The 14,417-nt window shown below is 53.9% G+C and carries 16 protein-coding genes; 8 read left to right on the forward strand and 8 right to left on the reverse strand.

All coding sequences use genetic code 11. The annotated features are described in order from the left end of the window. Positions 1–57 precede the first annotated feature (57 nt). Positions 58–723, reverse strand: a complete 666-nt coding sequence (locus RHJ80_RS12435) for an ABC transporter ATP-binding protein (RefSeq protein WP_310801125.1) — start codon at positions 721–723, stop codon at positions 58–60. A 25-nt stretch (positions 724–748) separates the two neighbouring features. On the opposite strand from RHJ80_RS12435, the gene RHJ80_RS12440 reads away from it, so the two are divergent. Beyond that, positions 749–1,636, forward strand: coding sequence for a Sll0314/Alr1548 family TPR repeat-containing protein (locus RHJ80_RS12440; protein WP_226971971.1), 888 nt, complete (start codon positions 749–751; stop codon positions 1,634–1,636). On the opposite strand, the gene RHJ80_RS12445 is transcribed toward RHJ80_RS12440, so the two are convergent. After that, positions 1,633–2,622: an FkbM family methyltransferase gene (locus RHJ80_RS12445; protein WP_310801126.1), complete on the reverse strand. Its 990-nt coding sequence runs from the start codon at positions 2,620–2,622 to the stop codon at positions 1,633–1,635. The two genes, RHJ80_RS12440 and RHJ80_RS12445, sit on opposite strands and share 4 nt — an antisense overlap. A gap of 389 nt (positions 2,623–3,011) precedes the next feature. Between RHJ80_RS12445 and RHJ80_RS12450 the strand changes: the two genes are divergently transcribed. Continuing rightward, positions 3,012–3,752, forward strand: coding sequence for a TerC family protein (locus tag RHJ80_RS12450; RefSeq protein WP_206200430.1), 741 nt, complete (start codon positions 3,012–3,014; stop codon positions 3,750–3,752). Here the strand turns inward: RHJ80_RS12450 and ndk are convergent. Next, positions 3,727–4,179 carry a nucleoside-diphosphate kinase gene (gene ndk, locus RHJ80_RS12455; protein ID WP_302677370.1) on the reverse strand — a complete coding sequence of 151 codons (453 nt, stop codon included), beginning with the start codon at positions 4,177–4,179 and terminating at the stop codon, positions 3,727–3,729. The two genes, RHJ80_RS12450 and ndk, sit on opposite strands and share 26 nt — an antisense overlap. Before the next feature lie 55 nt (positions 4,180–4,234). Between ndk and RHJ80_RS12460 the strand changes: the two genes are divergently transcribed. Further along, a complete protein-coding gene (locus RHJ80_RS12460; RefSeq protein WP_310744626.1) occupies positions 4,235–5,032 on the forward strand; it encodes a PhzF family phenazine biosynthesis protein in 798 nt (265 codons plus the stop codon). Here RHJ80_RS12460 and cobO read toward each other — a convergent pair. From cobO to RHJ80_RS12480, 4 genes are all read right to left on the reverse strand, one after another. Beyond that, entirely contained in the window at positions 5,029–5,631 is a 603-nt protein-coding gene (cobO, locus tag RHJ80_RS12465) for a cob(I)yrinic acid a,c-diamide adenosyltransferase (protein WP_206200433.1), read from the reverse strand. The two genes, RHJ80_RS12460 and cobO, sit on opposite strands and share 4 nt — an antisense overlap. 3 nt (positions 5,632–5,634) lie before the next feature. After that, entirely contained in the window at positions 5,635–6,582 is a 948-nt protein-coding gene (locus RHJ80_RS12470; protein ID WP_302677368.1) for an RNA polymerase sigma factor, RpoD/SigA family, read from the reverse strand. 355 nt (positions 6,583–6,937) lie between these two features. Beyond that, positions 6,938–8,773: an SPFH domain-containing protein gene (locus tag RHJ80_RS12475; protein WP_310801127.1), complete on the reverse strand. Its 1,836-nt coding sequence runs from the start codon at positions 8,771–8,773 to the stop codon at positions 6,938–6,940. A 71-nt stretch (positions 8,774–8,844) separates the two neighbouring features. Beyond that, complete coding sequence (locus RHJ80_RS12480; RefSeq protein WP_206200436.1) at positions 8,845–9,165, reverse strand: hypothetical protein; 321 nt, start codon at positions 9,163–9,165, stop codon at positions 8,845–8,847. Positions 9,166–9,514: 349 nt separating this feature from the next. Here RHJ80_RS12480 and RHJ80_RS12485 point away from each other — a divergent pair, with 349 nt between their 5' ends. Then, positions 9,515–11,056 (forward strand): bifunctional pantoate--beta-alanine ligase/(d)CMP kinase, encoded by a 1,542-nt coding sequence (locus RHJ80_RS12485; RefSeq protein ID WP_310801128.1) that lies wholly within the window; start codon positions 9,515–9,517, stop codon positions 11,054–11,056. 58 nt (positions 11,057–11,114) lie between these two features. Next, a complete protein-coding gene (locus RHJ80_RS12490) occupies positions 11,115–11,468 on the forward strand; it encodes a hypothetical protein (protein ID WP_310801129.1) in 354 nt (117 codons plus the stop codon). A gap of 44 nt (positions 11,469–11,512) precedes the next feature. On the opposite strand, the gene RHJ80_RS12495 is transcribed toward RHJ80_RS12490, so the two are convergent. Then, positions 11,513–11,734 (reverse strand): DUF4327 family protein, encoded by a 222-nt coding sequence (locus RHJ80_RS12495; protein WP_024123956.1) that lies wholly within the window; start codon positions 11,732–11,734, stop codon positions 11,513–11,515. A gap of 268 nt (positions 11,735–12,002) precedes the next feature. On the opposite strand from RHJ80_RS12495, the gene RHJ80_RS12500 reads away from it, so the two are divergent. The 3 genes from RHJ80_RS12500 to RHJ80_RS12510 are packed head-to-tail and all read left to right on the forward strand — an operon-like array spanning position 12,003 to position 14,408. After that, positions 12,003–13,211 (forward strand): amidohydrolase, encoded by a 1,209-nt coding sequence (locus tag RHJ80_RS12500; protein ID WP_310438630.1) that lies wholly within the window; start codon positions 12,003–12,005, stop codon positions 13,209–13,211. Between the two features lie 7 nt (positions 13,212–13,218). Continuing rightward, positions 13,219–13,872 (forward strand): response regulator transcription factor, encoded by a 654-nt coding sequence (locus RHJ80_RS12505; protein WP_310801130.1) that lies wholly within the window; start codon positions 13,219–13,221, stop codon positions 13,870–13,872. Between the two features lie 47 nt (positions 13,873–13,919). Continuing rightward, a complete protein-coding gene (locus RHJ80_RS12510) occupies positions 13,920–14,408 on the forward strand; it encodes a DUF427 domain-containing protein (RefSeq protein ID WP_310801131.1) in 489 nt (162 codons plus the stop codon). Positions 14,409–14,417 lie beyond the last annotated feature (9 nt).

The raw sequence follows: 14,417 nt of genomic DNA on the forward strand, positions 1-14,417 counted from the left end.
ATCAAGCTGGCAAGCGACTTTGCGGTTCTGTGGTAACAAATTGCAAAGTATTGCTACCTAAGTATTAAAACTTATTACAGGACTGGATCGCTGGGAAATCAAGGGCACCAGACAACCATTTTCCAGTCGCCACACACGATCGCTAATCTCCCGCAATTCAGTGGCCTCATGGGTGACCACAAGCAGGCTCCAGTGTTCCTTGAGGCGGCGCAGCACCTGTACCAATTGGCGGCGCATTGACCAATCCAGACCTGCCGTCGGTTCATCGAGCAAGAGCAGGTAGGGTTGGCGCACTAGTTGCACAGCAAGCGCGAGACGACGCTGCTGACCACCACTCAAGGATTCGGGGCGGGTGTGCAAAGGCAAATGATCGAGACCCACATCGGCAAGGGCGCGGTAAAAGTTTTCGTAGGGAATTTCTGGGTGGCCAAAGCGTAGCTCTTCGAGAATGGTACTGCCACAGAAGTAGCGATCTGGGAACTGAAAGACCAATCCGGCCAACTGTTGTAAATGATCGGGTGTGAGAACCTGATCCTGCCATCGAATGATTCCCCGACTGGGGGTGGCCAAGCCCGCTAAAATCTCTAGTAGGGTGGTTTTGCCGGATCCACTGGGTCCGATAATTAATCCCAGTTCAGCCATACCCAAGTCTAAATTAATGTCCCGCAAAATGGGCTGAGGGGTGGCGGCGGGGTGGTAGCTGAGATGGTGAACCGAAAACAAGATGCAGACTCCGGAGGTAACGACCGTGCAAACACGTCAACTGCGCCTGTGGCAACGCTTTGCTCTCTATCTTAGTGGAGCGATCGCCCCCTGGGTACTGAGTACCGCTGCCCTTGCTGGGGATCCTTTCCGTACGGGCGCTCAAGCACGACCCATTTCCGATCAAACGGAAGCTGTCTTTGTTGCCCTCTTTCGCGATGGCAACTATGTCAAAGGTAAAGAGTTACTGCCGGCGGCCTTGGAGCGCGATCGCCAAGAACCCCTAACCCTGACCTTGGCTGCTGCCATTGCCTATCTTAATGAAGACTGGGCAGGGTACAAACGCTACGCTGAGGAGACCCTGCGCGCTGCCCAAGCCCTCACGAGCCGCGATCCCCTGCGGGGAAATCTCTATCAAGCCGTGGGGCATTTCCTGATGGCCGGCTATGAAATTTCCGATGCCGGATCGGGGCCTGTGGCTGGTGCCCCCGCCGCTCTGTTGCGGGTACAGCGGGTTCTCGATCATGTGGGGCGAGCCGAAGCTGTCAATCCTCGCGATCCGGAATTGAATCTTGTTCGTGGCTTTATGGAGTGGGGTATTGCCAGTAATGTGGGCTTTGTCAGCATGGATCGGGCCATTCAAACCCTGCAAACCTACGCCGCTCCCAATTACCTGAGTTATCGAGGCTTGGCCTTGGCCTATCGCGATCGCAAGCAATGGCCGCAAGCCTTAAACGCAGTTGATCAAGCCTTGGCACTTGCCCCCAACAATCCAGAACTCCTTTATCTGAAAGCACAAATTTTGGCCGCCAGTGGCAACCGATCGCAGGCACAGCAATATTTCCAGCAAGCCCTAGCCAAACAAAGCCAATTGCCGCGAGGGATTCGCGAGGAAATTCAGCAGTTTAGCCGCCGCCTTTTGCCCCAAGGCTAGGTTGTTGGCTCAGACAGCAGCTTTAAAATTGGCAGCTTGGCAATATCCGTGCTGAGCAGAGGCTGAACCTGCTCCAAAATAGCGCAAATTTCTTTGCGGCAGTTCCACTGAGGGATTTCGCCATAGCGAAGCGTGAGTTGCGTTAAAACTTCCAGCGCATAATCAGGAAAGTCCAGTGCATCAGCAATTGCCGCCAGTTTTAGCAAGTGGCTAGGGCTCTGTAGGTGCTGGTTTTGCTGCTGTTGATTCTCATTGAGCAAATCCCGCAGGTAAATTGCATCGGCCCATAGCAGTTGACCCCCTCGCCGTTGGGAGTGAAATGGGGAAACGTAGCGCGGTAATCGGCACCAACCATCATTGGTGAGTAGGTCAAAGAGCACAAAGCCTTGAGCGCGCAAATATGCATCAATATCCCCAAAGAGGGGCTGCCCTCTGTAAACCTCCGAAAACTCAACTTCAACCATGATTGCTAAAGTACTGGCTACCAGAAGCCGCTCACCGCCTTGCAACACATCTAGATCTGCACCTTGGACATCCACTTGCAGGACATCTACGCTCTCAAGGCCTTCAGCTTGAGCAAATGCGTCAAGGGTGGTTGTTTCCACCTGAACAGTTGCCGCCACATTCAGGCTAGGATTAAATCCTTGAAATCGCGATGTGTAGCTCAAATTTGGTGGATATAAAGAACTGCAATGAATGGCGTTGGTAATGTAAAGGGTTGATTCTCCCACCTCTTTGCCCAGCGTCAGCGGATAGTGACGCTCAAACCAAGTGATTCCTTGGGCGGCTAAGGCGGTATTGGCCTCATCACAGGCGTCGGCATCCGCATCAAAACCATAAATTCTGAGATTGGGGGCAAAGATATGCCATGGAGATTGGGCATAATCATCCTCATGATAGATTTTGCGAGAGCCAACGATGCACAGCGTTAAAGAAATCGGATCGAGCTTGCCTGCCGCTTTTAGCGTATTGTTAACGAGTCCCATAGCAAAGTAAAATTTCTACGACGTCAACGACAATTCTGAATTATGCCCCAGCGAACACTGCCTTTTGCTCAATCATCGCCACCTTGGTAAAGCAAGCGATCCAAGAATTTTCACCCCCTTGGCTCCCCAAGATTTCAGTCCTCGTGATAGGTTAACGGTGAAAATGCGACAGGATGCAGGACTATGCACGCCAGAACCAAAGGGGAATCGCTTGTCCGCTGACTGGATGTGGGTAAGGCCTACCGTCAGCCCAACGGTCAGGTCACTAGCATTTTTGGTTGCGCCTACGTCTGGGTTTGAGGGTGTTCCATCTTTGGGAAAAGGGCTGTACCGCTACTATGCGACGATAAATATAAGCAGCCAAAAATCTGGAGAACTTCCCTCACCCGATGATTGATGAACTATTGGAACTCTCGCCCAACTGGGGACTGGATACCCTGTTGTTACTTGTGGTGTTGTTGGCACTGGAAGCGGTTCTCTCAGCGGACAATGCGATCGCCCTAGCGGCCTTGGTACGAGGCATCGAAGACTTAGATGCACAACGGCGGGCACTCAATCTGGGACTGGCCATTTCTTACGTTTTTCGCATTGGCCTGATTTTCACAGCGACTTGGGTCTTGCGGTTCTGGCAGTTTGAGTTGGCGGGGGCACTCTATCTGCTGTGGTTATCGGCAAAGTACTTTTTCTTTACGACCGAGCCAGAACATGAACACGAGCGGGTGATTCGTTCTTTTTGGCAGGCAGTCCCCCTATTGGCCTTAGCGGATTTGGCCTTTTCCCTCGATAGCGTGACAACGGCGATCGCCCTGTCGGATGAGCGTTGGCTGGTATTACTCGGCGGCACGATTGGCGTGATTATGCTGCGCTTTATGGCGGAGCTATTTATCCGCTGGCTAAAAGAATTTCCTCGACTTGAGGATGCGGGCTATTTTACAGTGATGCTGGTGGGTCTGCGGCTGCTCATTCGCGTGATTAATCCCCAGCTGGTACCCTCGGACTGGGTGATGATTAGCCTGATTGCCCTTTGCTTTACGTGGGGCTTTTCCAAGCGGGAGGTGGAGGAGCCAGACACCCCCCCAACCCTTCCCAAGTCAACCCATGAACCTACATCTCATACACCCAAGAGGTGAAGGCCGGCTCCCAAGGCACCAGTTCCTGCGTCTGGAACCAGAGATTGATTTCCCGCTCGGCATTTTCGGGACTGTCGGAGCCGTGAATTACATTCCGTCCCACATCTACAGCAAAATCGCCCCGGAGCGTTCCTGGCTCCGCATTGAGGGGATTAGTGGCACCAATCAGTTTGCGGGCATTGGCAATCACCCCCCGGCCTTCCCAGACCATGGCCACCACCGGTCCAGAGGTAATGAAATTCACTAGCCCCGTAAAGAAGGGCTTATCTTTGTGTTCGCCGTAGTGCTGCTCTGCCAATTCGCGGCTGACCCGCATCAGTTTGAGGCCGACCAGTGTGTAGCCTTTTTGTTCAAATCGTTGGATAATCGTCCCCACTAGCCCACGCTGAACGCCATCGGGCTTAATGGCTAGAAATGTCCGTTCCACGCAGTATGTCCTCTGCTCGATCTACAGGATTGATTTTACGGTTTTCGGGGGTCGGATGCCGCTACCACTGTACCAAGTTGATGCCTTTACCCAAGAACCCTTTCGGGGTAACCCGGCGGCCGTATGTGTCCTAGGGACGTTTTTTGAGGATGCAACCTTGGGGGCGATCGCCCGCGAAATGAATCTTTCAGAAACGGCTTTTGTCGTACCGCTGGCCAGTGGCTTTCACCTGCGCTGGTTTACCCCTGTGGCAGAAGTGGATCTCTGTGGTCATGCCACCCTCGCAACGGCCCATGTCCTCTGGCAGCATCAGGGGGTGGTAGGGGATCTAGAATTTCACACCCGCAGCGGTCTTCTGCGTGCCCAGCGCCTTGGGGATTGGATCGCCCTTGATTTTCCGCAGCAGCCCGTAATGCCCCTTGCGGATCAGCAGGTGCAAGCCTCAATCATTGCAGCGCTCGGGACACCACCCATATTTATGGGGCAAGCGGGCAGCGATCTGCTGGTGGATCTGGTCGATGCCAGTGCTGTAGCCCAGTTGAAACCCGATTTTGACCAAATTGCCCGCCTGCCTTGCCGAGGATTGATTGTGACCGCCCAGGCCAATGGCGCGGAATATGACATCGTCTCCCGTTTTTTTGCCCCCCAACTGGGCATCCCTGAGGATCCGGTCACTGGCTCGGCGCACTGTAGCTTGTATCCCTACTGGCGAGCAAAACTGGGGAAGGACAAGTTATTGGCCTATCAAGCCTCAGCGCGGGGGGGCGTGATTAAAATTCACCCCCACAGGGGCGATCGCCTGCGGCTATTGGGTCAGGCGGTTACGATTTTCGCTGGCGAACTCCTGCTTTAGAATTCAATCCCCGGCTGGGCTTTAACGCCCTGTTCGCGAAAGGGATGCTTGACAAGGGTCATTTCCGTCACCAGATCTGCGGCGTCAATCAGGGCTGGGGGAGCACCGCGTCCGGTGAGAATCACATGGGTCATTTCTGGCTTGCGGGCAAGTCCCTCGAGCACCTGTGCCACAGTTAAGTAGTCCAGCTGGAGGGCGACATTAATTTCATCGAGCAGTACCAAACGGTACTCGGGGTTGGTGATGTAGCTCAGACCCAGCTCCCAAGCCGCTTGGGCACAGGCGATATCCCGCTGGCGGTCTTGGGTTTCCCATGTAAAGCCCTCCCCCATCGCATGGAAGGCCAGTTGGTCTGACCAATGGCTAAGAACCGCTTTTTCCGCTGGCTCCCACGCCCCCTTGATAAATTGAATAATTGCCACGCGATAGCCATGCCCCAAGGAACGCAGCACCATGCCAAGTGCCGCTGTGGTTTTGCCCTTGCCGTTGCCCGTATGGACAATAATGAGACCTTTTTCACGGGTGCGCTCCGCGAGGCGTTGCGCCTGCACGGCTTTGCGCTGCTGCATTTTTTGGCGGTGCTGTTCGTCAGTGAGCATGGGCTAGCTGGCAAGGTACTCGTGAATATCGCCGCGGCGTTTGCGGAGTTTGCTGAGGGCCTCCCGCTCAATTTGCCGCACCCGCTCGCGACTAATGTTGAGCAGTTCGCCCACTTTGGCAAGGGTGAGGGGCTGGCCGTTTTCTAGGCCAAAGCGTAGGGAGAGCACATGGCGTTGCTGCGGGGTCAGATCCGCCATCAGCCGTTCAAGGTCACTGCGCAACGAGGATTGAGCGGCAAACTCCTCCGGTGAAATGGACGGATCCTCGAGCAATTCCCCCAACTCCGTATCCTGATTATCGCCGACACGGACATCAAGGGAGAGGGGCTGTCGCGCCCGTTCAAGATATTCCCGCACTTGGGCAGGGGTTAATTCCAGTTCTGCCGCCAGTTCATTAATCGTGGCAGCGCGACCGAGGCGTTGGGACAGTTGTCGCTGGGCTTTTTTGATTTTGTTCAGCTTTTCGGTAATGTGGATGGGCAGACGGATCGTGCGCCCCTTTTCAGCGATCGCCCGTGTAATGGCTTGGCGAATCCACCAGTAGGCATAGGTGGAGAAACGATACCCCTTGGTGGGGTCAAATTTTTCTACCCCCCGCTGCATCCCGATTGTGCCCTCTTGGATTAGATCAAGCAGATCCACATTGCGCTTGATGTACTTTTTGGCAACCGAAACCACCAGCCGCAGGTTGGCCTCCACCATTTTGCGTTTGGCGCGCTCGCCATTTTCGATAATTGTCTCTAATTCTGCTTCACTCATGTTGGCGGCGGCGGCCCATTCAGCACGGGTGGGTTCACGGTTGAGTTCTGCCGCGAGCTTTTCGCGAATCTCGTTCATGGCGGTAAGCTGCTGCACCTGTTTACCGTAGATCACTTCCTGTTCGTGGGTGAGCAATGGCACACGGCCAATCTCCCGTAGGTAAGTGCGCACTAAATCTTTTGAAGTATCCATAGTCCCTATCGCTCGTTCTCAAGGTTGACAGCAGTGATTCGTCCAAGGCCTAGGAATATCGTTTTCTCTATAGGATGGGCGATCGCCCCTGCTAAAGATCGCGGCCAAGCCAACGGTGCTTTAACAGCGTTTTCGTAGATACGTTACATATATTAAGAATCTTAACATTTCTAAATCTGTTCATCGGAATACTAACACCGACCTTTGGCGGTTCTTAATCTTTTTTTTATATTTACCCCATTGAAAAATCTCTATGAATTTTGAAAATACAGATGGAGTTAATAAATCTTTGGTTCACGCCTCAGACCTACTGAAGAGTTATCCATTCTTGCGGCTAGGGGTATGCAGTCGCGTCTTAGGAATGAGACGTATTTTCTTGGAGTAGGGATTTAATTTGTGCTAACAACTGCCCCAGTTTCCCCTCCTCAAAAAGGGCATTGATCAGGGCTAGCCCGCTGGTGGATAGGAGCAGTTTATTGAGATCAGCAGGGGTGCCCCCGTTGGCAAAGGTATAAATTTTGGCATCGCCAATCACCCCCGGTTGCGGGGCAAGGGCTTGGAGAACTTGTGGCAGTTGCGGTGCCAGTTCTGGCCAGAGGGCTGTAATCACTTGAGCTGTCAAGTTAGCGTTGCTAATCACATTTTTGGCCGCGAGCATGGCCTCCATCCCTTCAGCTTCAGCAAGGGCTTTATCACGGTTGGCCGCCGCAAGGGTGCGAATCGCTTCCGCCTCCAGTTCCGCTGCCTGTTGGGCAATTTCCGCTTGCCGCCGCCGCCGAAAGGCATCAATTTCCACAACGTTTTGCTCTAGCACCCGTTTTTCAGCCGCTTCCCGCTCTGCGGCAATAATCGCTAGGTTTTTCTGGCGATTGGCTTTTTCCACTTCGATGGCGGTGGTGACCGCAGATTCTGCCCGTGCCCGCTCGGCTTCGGCAATCAGACTTTCTTTTTTCTTGGTGGCAACGGCGATCGCCACATCCTCTTGGGCAAGACGCGCTTGACGCTCGGACTCCGCAATGGCCACCTGTGCTTGCAAACGGTTGGCCTCCACCTGCTGCTGGCGACTGATCTCGGCGATTTCTGCCTCCTGCTGTTGCTGGGCTTGCGTTACCTTCAGGAGTTTATTTTTTTCCTCCAGTTCAATGCTGGCCTCGATTTCCTTCTGTTGGATGGCAAGTCTTTTGCGGATTTCTTCTTCCTCAACCGCTTGGGCTTGGAGCAACTTTGCCCGCTGAATCGCGGCTGCCTCTGCTGCTTTGGCCTCCTCAATTTCCCTTTCCCGCTGCGCTTTTAGGGCTTCCACCTTCAGGCGTTGGCTTAACAGTGCCGCTTCTTTTTCCTCTTCAATTTGCAGGGAGCGTTTTTGGGCATCCAGTTCCTTTTGTTCGATCGCGACCCGGGTTGAGAGTTCGACTTCCCGCTTTTGTTGAATCGAGCGTTGAATCGTTTCTGTGCGCAGCCGCACCCCCTGAGCATCAAAAAAGTTGTTTTCGTCGTAGGTGTCACTCTCTTGGACTTCTGAGATGGCAATGTTGTTGAGGGTGAGTCCAACTTTTTGCAGATCCTGCTGCATCAGGTTGAGTACCTCTTGGGCAAACCCCAGTTTGTCGGAGTCAATTTCAGCCAAGGACTTGTGTTTTGCAGCTGCGCGAATGGCATCGTCCGCCCGTTTTTCAAGGGCATTCTTGATGTCTTCGGGGGTAATGCGGTTATTTTGGGAAAGGCGAGCGGCGGCAGTGAGGACATCCTCTTCGGTGGCATTGATGCAGACATAAAAGGTGACCCGCATATCAGCCCGCAGATAATCTTGGGTACGCACCGCCAATTTGCCCGTTCGCTCTACGTCAATGGAGATTTCCCGCAGCGGTACCCGTGTCAACTCATGGAACCCCGGCAGGGCAATGCAGCCACCATTGAGAATGACTGTTTTTTTCTTAACAAAAATCCCCCCCGTGCGCACAAAGGCTTCGTTGTTGGGGGTAATGACATAGACGCGCGTGTAAGCCCAAATGCTCAGGAGCAGTAAAATCACAATGCCGGCAATCACACCGGGAAAAAAGAGCGGCCCACCCAGATTACCCATGACAATGGGGGGAGACTCCGCCAGTACTGTGGCTTTGGTTTGGGTGCGGGGAGGTGCTGGCAATTCTGGTGTCGGTAATGCCTGCAAAAATGTCAGCCAGTAAAGCATAGAACTGCCCCCTCAGCGTTAATTTCAGTGTGGCATTTTGGGGGCGATCGCCCGCTATTTTTAAGGGTTCTTTAATTCGCTGGAGCCACTTCAGTGGTTGAGGCCACGGCGGCATCTTTGCGCTTTTTCTTCTCTGTGACTGTCACAGGTCGCATTTCAATATGATTGAGTAGTGTCGTGACAAAGGCAAAGAGCAAAAAGGGCAAGGTTAAGACCAAAATTAGCCCCCCGACCAGAAACGCCTGCACGGGATTGTTGTAGAGGGTGAGGGATGCGGCCAAACCAATAAAGATCACAATCAGCCAAACAATGACTTGGCCATAAATATCCCCGAAGGTGAGGGTGCAGACGAAACGGTATTTTTGTAAGCTGTTTTGTAGTTCATTGGCCATAGGGGCTATCCTCGCGGCGTATGCTGAACAGTTCCAGTTAAAAAATAAGCTTTTGGCTCAGGGGGAGTAAAACGGAGGTTGCGTGACAGGGTTGGCAAGTACAGAGAAACGAAGGTACCTGAATTTTAGAAAACCTGCCCCCAAGATTAAAGCCCTTGCAACAAATGTACAAACTTTGGTTAGAAAAAGCGGGCACGGGCATTGGACAGCCCTTTTCTAACATTGGGATCCACCAAACCCGCCTCTCTGATCGTGGCTTTCAGAAGCTGGCGTGTCTTCTCTCGGTGTGAAAAGGGCTGTAATATGACAGATTGTATCAAAACTGCACCGATCGCCCCCGAAGCACTCTATGGGTAAGTTTTACCGTTTGACCACCACGGCGGGTTTACAGGCTGCCCTTGGCACATTACCTCCCGCAACCACCCTTGGTTTTGTGCCGACAATGGGGGCACTGCATGGGGGGCATGCCGCCTTGATCCAGCGGGCACGGCAAGAGTGTGATGTGGTCGTTGTCAGTATTTTTGTCAACCCGCTTCAGTTTGGCCCCCAAGAGGATTTGGAGCGCTATCCCCGTGCCCTTGAGGCGGATACGGCACTTTGTCAGCAGTTAGGGGTGGATCTGCTCTTTGTGCCCAGTGTGGCTGAACTGTATCCAGCGGGGATGGAGAGTCTCACGGTAGTTGAGCCACCAAGGGAGTTAACGGAACGCCTCTGTGGGCGATCGCGCCCCGGCCATTTTCGCGGGGTAGCAACAATTGTGCTGAAGCTCTTGCACTTGGTGCAGCCCGATCGCGCCTATTTTGGCCAAAAGGATGCCCAGCAGTTAGCAATTATTCGCCGCTGTGTGGCGGATTTGAATCTGGACGTGGAGATCATTGGCTGCCCCATTGTCCGCGATGCCGATGGCCTTGCCCTCAGTTCCCGTAATCAATACCTCAGTGCAGGCGATCGCGCCACCGCCTTAGCCCTAAGTCAGAGCCTAGAGGCAGCGACTGTTGCTTTTCGTCAAGGTTGCTTTGCTGCCAGCGATCTCTTGGAGCAGGTTCACAACCATCTGCGCCAGTTTCCCCAGTTGCGCCTCGACTATGCCGAGTTGGTGCATCCCCAGACCCTTGTGCCCTTGGAACGCATTGAGACCGTGGGGCTATTGGCGATCGCGGGTTGGGTGGGGCAAACGCGCCTCATTGACAATTGCCTATTGGATCGCCGCCTGCCGATTCTGGCCGTGGATGGCCCTGCCGGCGCGGGGAAGTCAACCGTGACGCGACTGGCAGCCCAAGCCCTAGGGTTGCAGTACCTTGACACCGGTGCCATGTATCGAGCAGTAACTTGGTGGTGCTTGGAAAATAACATTGATCTCAGGGATGAGCCAGCCGTCGTAGAGGCGATCGCCCATTGTCAGTTGCGTCTTGAGAGCAGCGATCCCCCTCAACCCACACGGGTGTGGATCAACGATTGCGAGGTCAGCCAAGCGATTCGTTCCCTAGAGGTGACGCAGCGAGTGTCCCAAATTGCCGCCCTGCGGGGTGTGCGACGACTCATGGTACAACAACAGCGGGCGATCGGAGCCAATGGGGGCATTGCTGCCGAAGGTCGTGATATTGGTACCCATGTCTTTCCCGAGGCAGGCTTGAAAATTTTCCTAACGGCCTCGCCCGAAGAGCGTGCCCAGCGCCGCTGGCAGGAGTTACAACAACAAGGACAATGCGACCTCTCCTACGAGGAATTGCTCGCTCAGATTACCGCTCGCGACACAGCGGATCAGCAACGCACCTACGCCCCTTTTCGCAAAGCTGCCGATGCCATAGAAGTCTGTACGGACAACTTGGGGATCGAGGAGGTGGTGAGTAAAATTGTGCATCTCTACCGCAGTCGCTTTCCTCAACCTTGATGAGCAAGGGAGATTTCCCGTACAGTAGCAGAGGAGAGTTCACGCCGAGCACATTTCTATGGATCGCAATCCCCTCGATCTTGTACAACAACTCTACTACACCGGTATTGGAGCGGCTGCTGCTGCCATTGAATCCCTACAGGATGAGGCCAAGCGCCAAGAATACCTGACGCAACTGCGGGTGGATGCCCGCCAATTGGCCACCGTCTGTGCTGAGAAAGGCCGCCTCACCGAAGCGCAAGCACGGGAACTGATTCAAACCTTCATTGCCCAACAGCAGCAACCCTCTTCGACCCCCGAGCCTGCTCCTCGCGAGAGTGCTGACTTAGCCGCAGATATTCAAACGCTTCTCGAAACGCTGCGCGCCATTCGCCAAGACCTACAGCAGGATTCTCAGGCACCCACGTCCTAGGATTTGCGCATTATTGGGAAGTCGGTGCCCTTAATGATTGCTCTTTAGTCGTTGTCCCAGCACTCACGACCAATGAGGTCGCCAATGCGATCGCGCAGCATAAAATCACAGCGCTCTAGCTCTGCCTCAATGAGGGGCCACTCCCGAACGGGCACAAACTGGCAGAGGGTGTAAATGGGCTGCTGCCGACTCACCACACCTTTGGCCACCAGTCGTCGTGCTTCATCTTTGACGAGTTCGATGGAGTATTGAAGGGATTGAACCATAACATCCTCGTTTGGCTGAAGAGACCCTAGGATTCAGAATTGGCAAAGTGTAATATCCAATACTGAACTATTTTAACTTTTGCCCTAGGGAGCTACCTGTCATAATAACAAATGTTTCCTAAGTCAGGGGGTTCTGATCAAAAAATCCTACTACTGGTGGAAGCGAGTGGCGCGTCACCTGTTCTTGAGGTTACATTGACTGTCACTGCCCCAGAGCATCGTTTATCCTAGAGAAAGGCAATGCTAAACAAAATCTAAAGACTGCCCCATGGCTTTCCATCTTCCCCAATTGAGCTGCCAACTGCGTCCAGAGGTGGCTGCCCTCCAAACCGAACTTGTGCAGTGGCGACGCTATTTGCACCAACGACCAGAATTGGGCTTTCAAGAACACCTGACGGCGGCCTTTGTCAGTGAGAAACTACGGCAATGGGGCATTCAGCATCGCACAGGTATTGCGGAAACGGGAATTGTGGCCGTGATTCCGGGAGCGCGACCGGGGCCAGTGCTGGCGATTCGCGCCGATATGGATGCGCTGCCAGTGCAGGAGGAAAACGATAAGCCCTACCGCTCTCTCCATGAGGGGAAAATGCACGCCTGCGGGCACGATGGTCACACAGCGATCGCCCTTGGGACTGCGAAATACCTTGCTGAGCACCGCGATTTTGCTGGTACGGTCAAAATCATCTTTCAACCAGCGGAAGAAGGCCCCGGTGGGGCTAAACCCATGATTGAAGCGGGAGTTCTCGATGCCCCGAAAGTGGATGGCATTATTGGCCTGCACCTCTGGAACTTTCTGCCCGTTGGCACGGTGGGGGTGCGTAGTGGGCCGTTGATGGCGGCAGCGGAATTCTTTGAGTGTGAAGTACACGGCAAGGGGGGACACGCCGCTTTACCCCAATTTACGGTGGATACGGTTCTCGTTGTTGCCCAGATCATTACGGCCTTGCACACTATCGTTTCGCGCAATGTGGATCCCCTAGAGACGGCCGTGATCTCTGTGGGGGCAGTACATGCGGGCACCGCCAAGAACGTGATTGCCGATACCGCGACCTTTCGGGGAACAGCGCGATACTTTAAGCCAGAGTTGGGGGACTGGCTACCCCAGCGCATTGAACAGGTGATTGCGGGTATCTGTCAGAGTCATGGCGCCACCTATGACTTTCGCTATGAGCGGATGTATCCCCCCACGGTGAACGATCCCAAAATGGCAAAATTGGTGCGCTCTGTGGCTGAATCGGTTATCGAGGTGCCTGCGGGAATCACCTCCCACTGCCAAACCATGGCGGCTGAGGATATGTCGTTTTTCCTGCAAGCGGTTCCGGGTTGCTACTTCTTTTTGGGGTCAGCCAATGGCACACTGGGGTTAGATTTTCCCCACCACCATCCCCGCTTTGATTTTGATGAAACTGTTTTAAGTATTGGGGTTGAGCTGTTTATCCGCTGTGTGGAGAAGTATTGTGGTCTAGTGGAGACCTAAATTTCCTATGTCCCTCACAGTGCTTATTGCCGATGATGATCCGGGCATCCGCCTGTCAGTAAGCCGTTTTTTAGAGTCTGAAGGGTATTGCTGCCTCACAGCAGGAGATGGTGCCCAGGCTCTCGAAATGATCCACCGCTATCAGCCCCATCTGCTGATTACGGACATTGCCATGCCCAACATGAATGGCTATGAGTTGGTGCGGCAGGTGCGCCAGCATCCTTCATTGCGCTTACTACCGGTAATTTACCTCACCGCACGCACAGAGCTAGAGGAGCGGATTCGCGCCTATCGCACCGGGGGCGATGTCTATCTTTCCAAGCCCTTTGACCTCAATGAGTTGGCAGCGGTGGTGCGTAACCTGTTGGATCGGGCGCAACTGGTACAAATCGAATGGCAGCAACGACAGCAACCCTTTGCGGCGCCGAAAACACGAACCCTCAGCGTTGATCTCACCCAACGGGAAAAGGAAGTGCTAGGGTTACTCGTGGCTGGACTCTCCAATGCCCAGATTGGCGATCGCCTGCACTTGAGCGCCCGAACGATTGAAAAGCACGTCAGTAGCCTTTTTCAAAAAACAGCGGTTCACAATCGAGCTGAGCTGGTGCGACTGGCCATTGAACAGGGCTTAGTGGAGCGACAAGCCAGTTCCCAAGCTTGAGCCATAGCTGTTAGGGTCAAGGAAGAGTGTTGAGGATCTGAAACGCGATGCAACGGATTCCCCCTGCCCCCGGCCAAGAATCGGTTTGGGACTATCCCCGTCCGCCCCGTGTTGAACCCACCTCAAAACACCTGCGGGTGGTCTTTAATGGTGTGGTGATTGCCGACACCCAGCGGGGACAGCGGGTACTAGAAACCAGTCATCCCCCAGTGTATTACTTTCCGCCAGAGGATGTACAGGTGCAGTATCTGCTGCCCTCAGCACGGCAAACCTTTTGCGAGTGGAAAGGACAGGGCGCCTACTACCACGTCAAGGTGGGCGATCGCCAAGCGGATAATGCAGCGTGGTACTATCCCAAACCTACCCCTGCCTTTGCACCAATCTGCAACTACATTGCCTTCTATGCTGCTTTGATGGATGAATGCACCGTGGATGGTGTGGTGGTGATTCCGCAACCGGGGGGCTTCTATGGCGGCTGGATTACTCCGGACATTGTCGGCCCGTTTAAGGGGGCACCGGGGACTTGGGGCTGGTAAGGGCTGCTA

Source organism: Thermosynechococcus sp. QS41, assembly GCF_031583515.1.
Taxonomy (GTDB): Bacteria; Cyanobacteriota; Cyanobacteriia; order Thermosynechococcales; family Thermosynechococcaceae; genus Thermosynechococcus.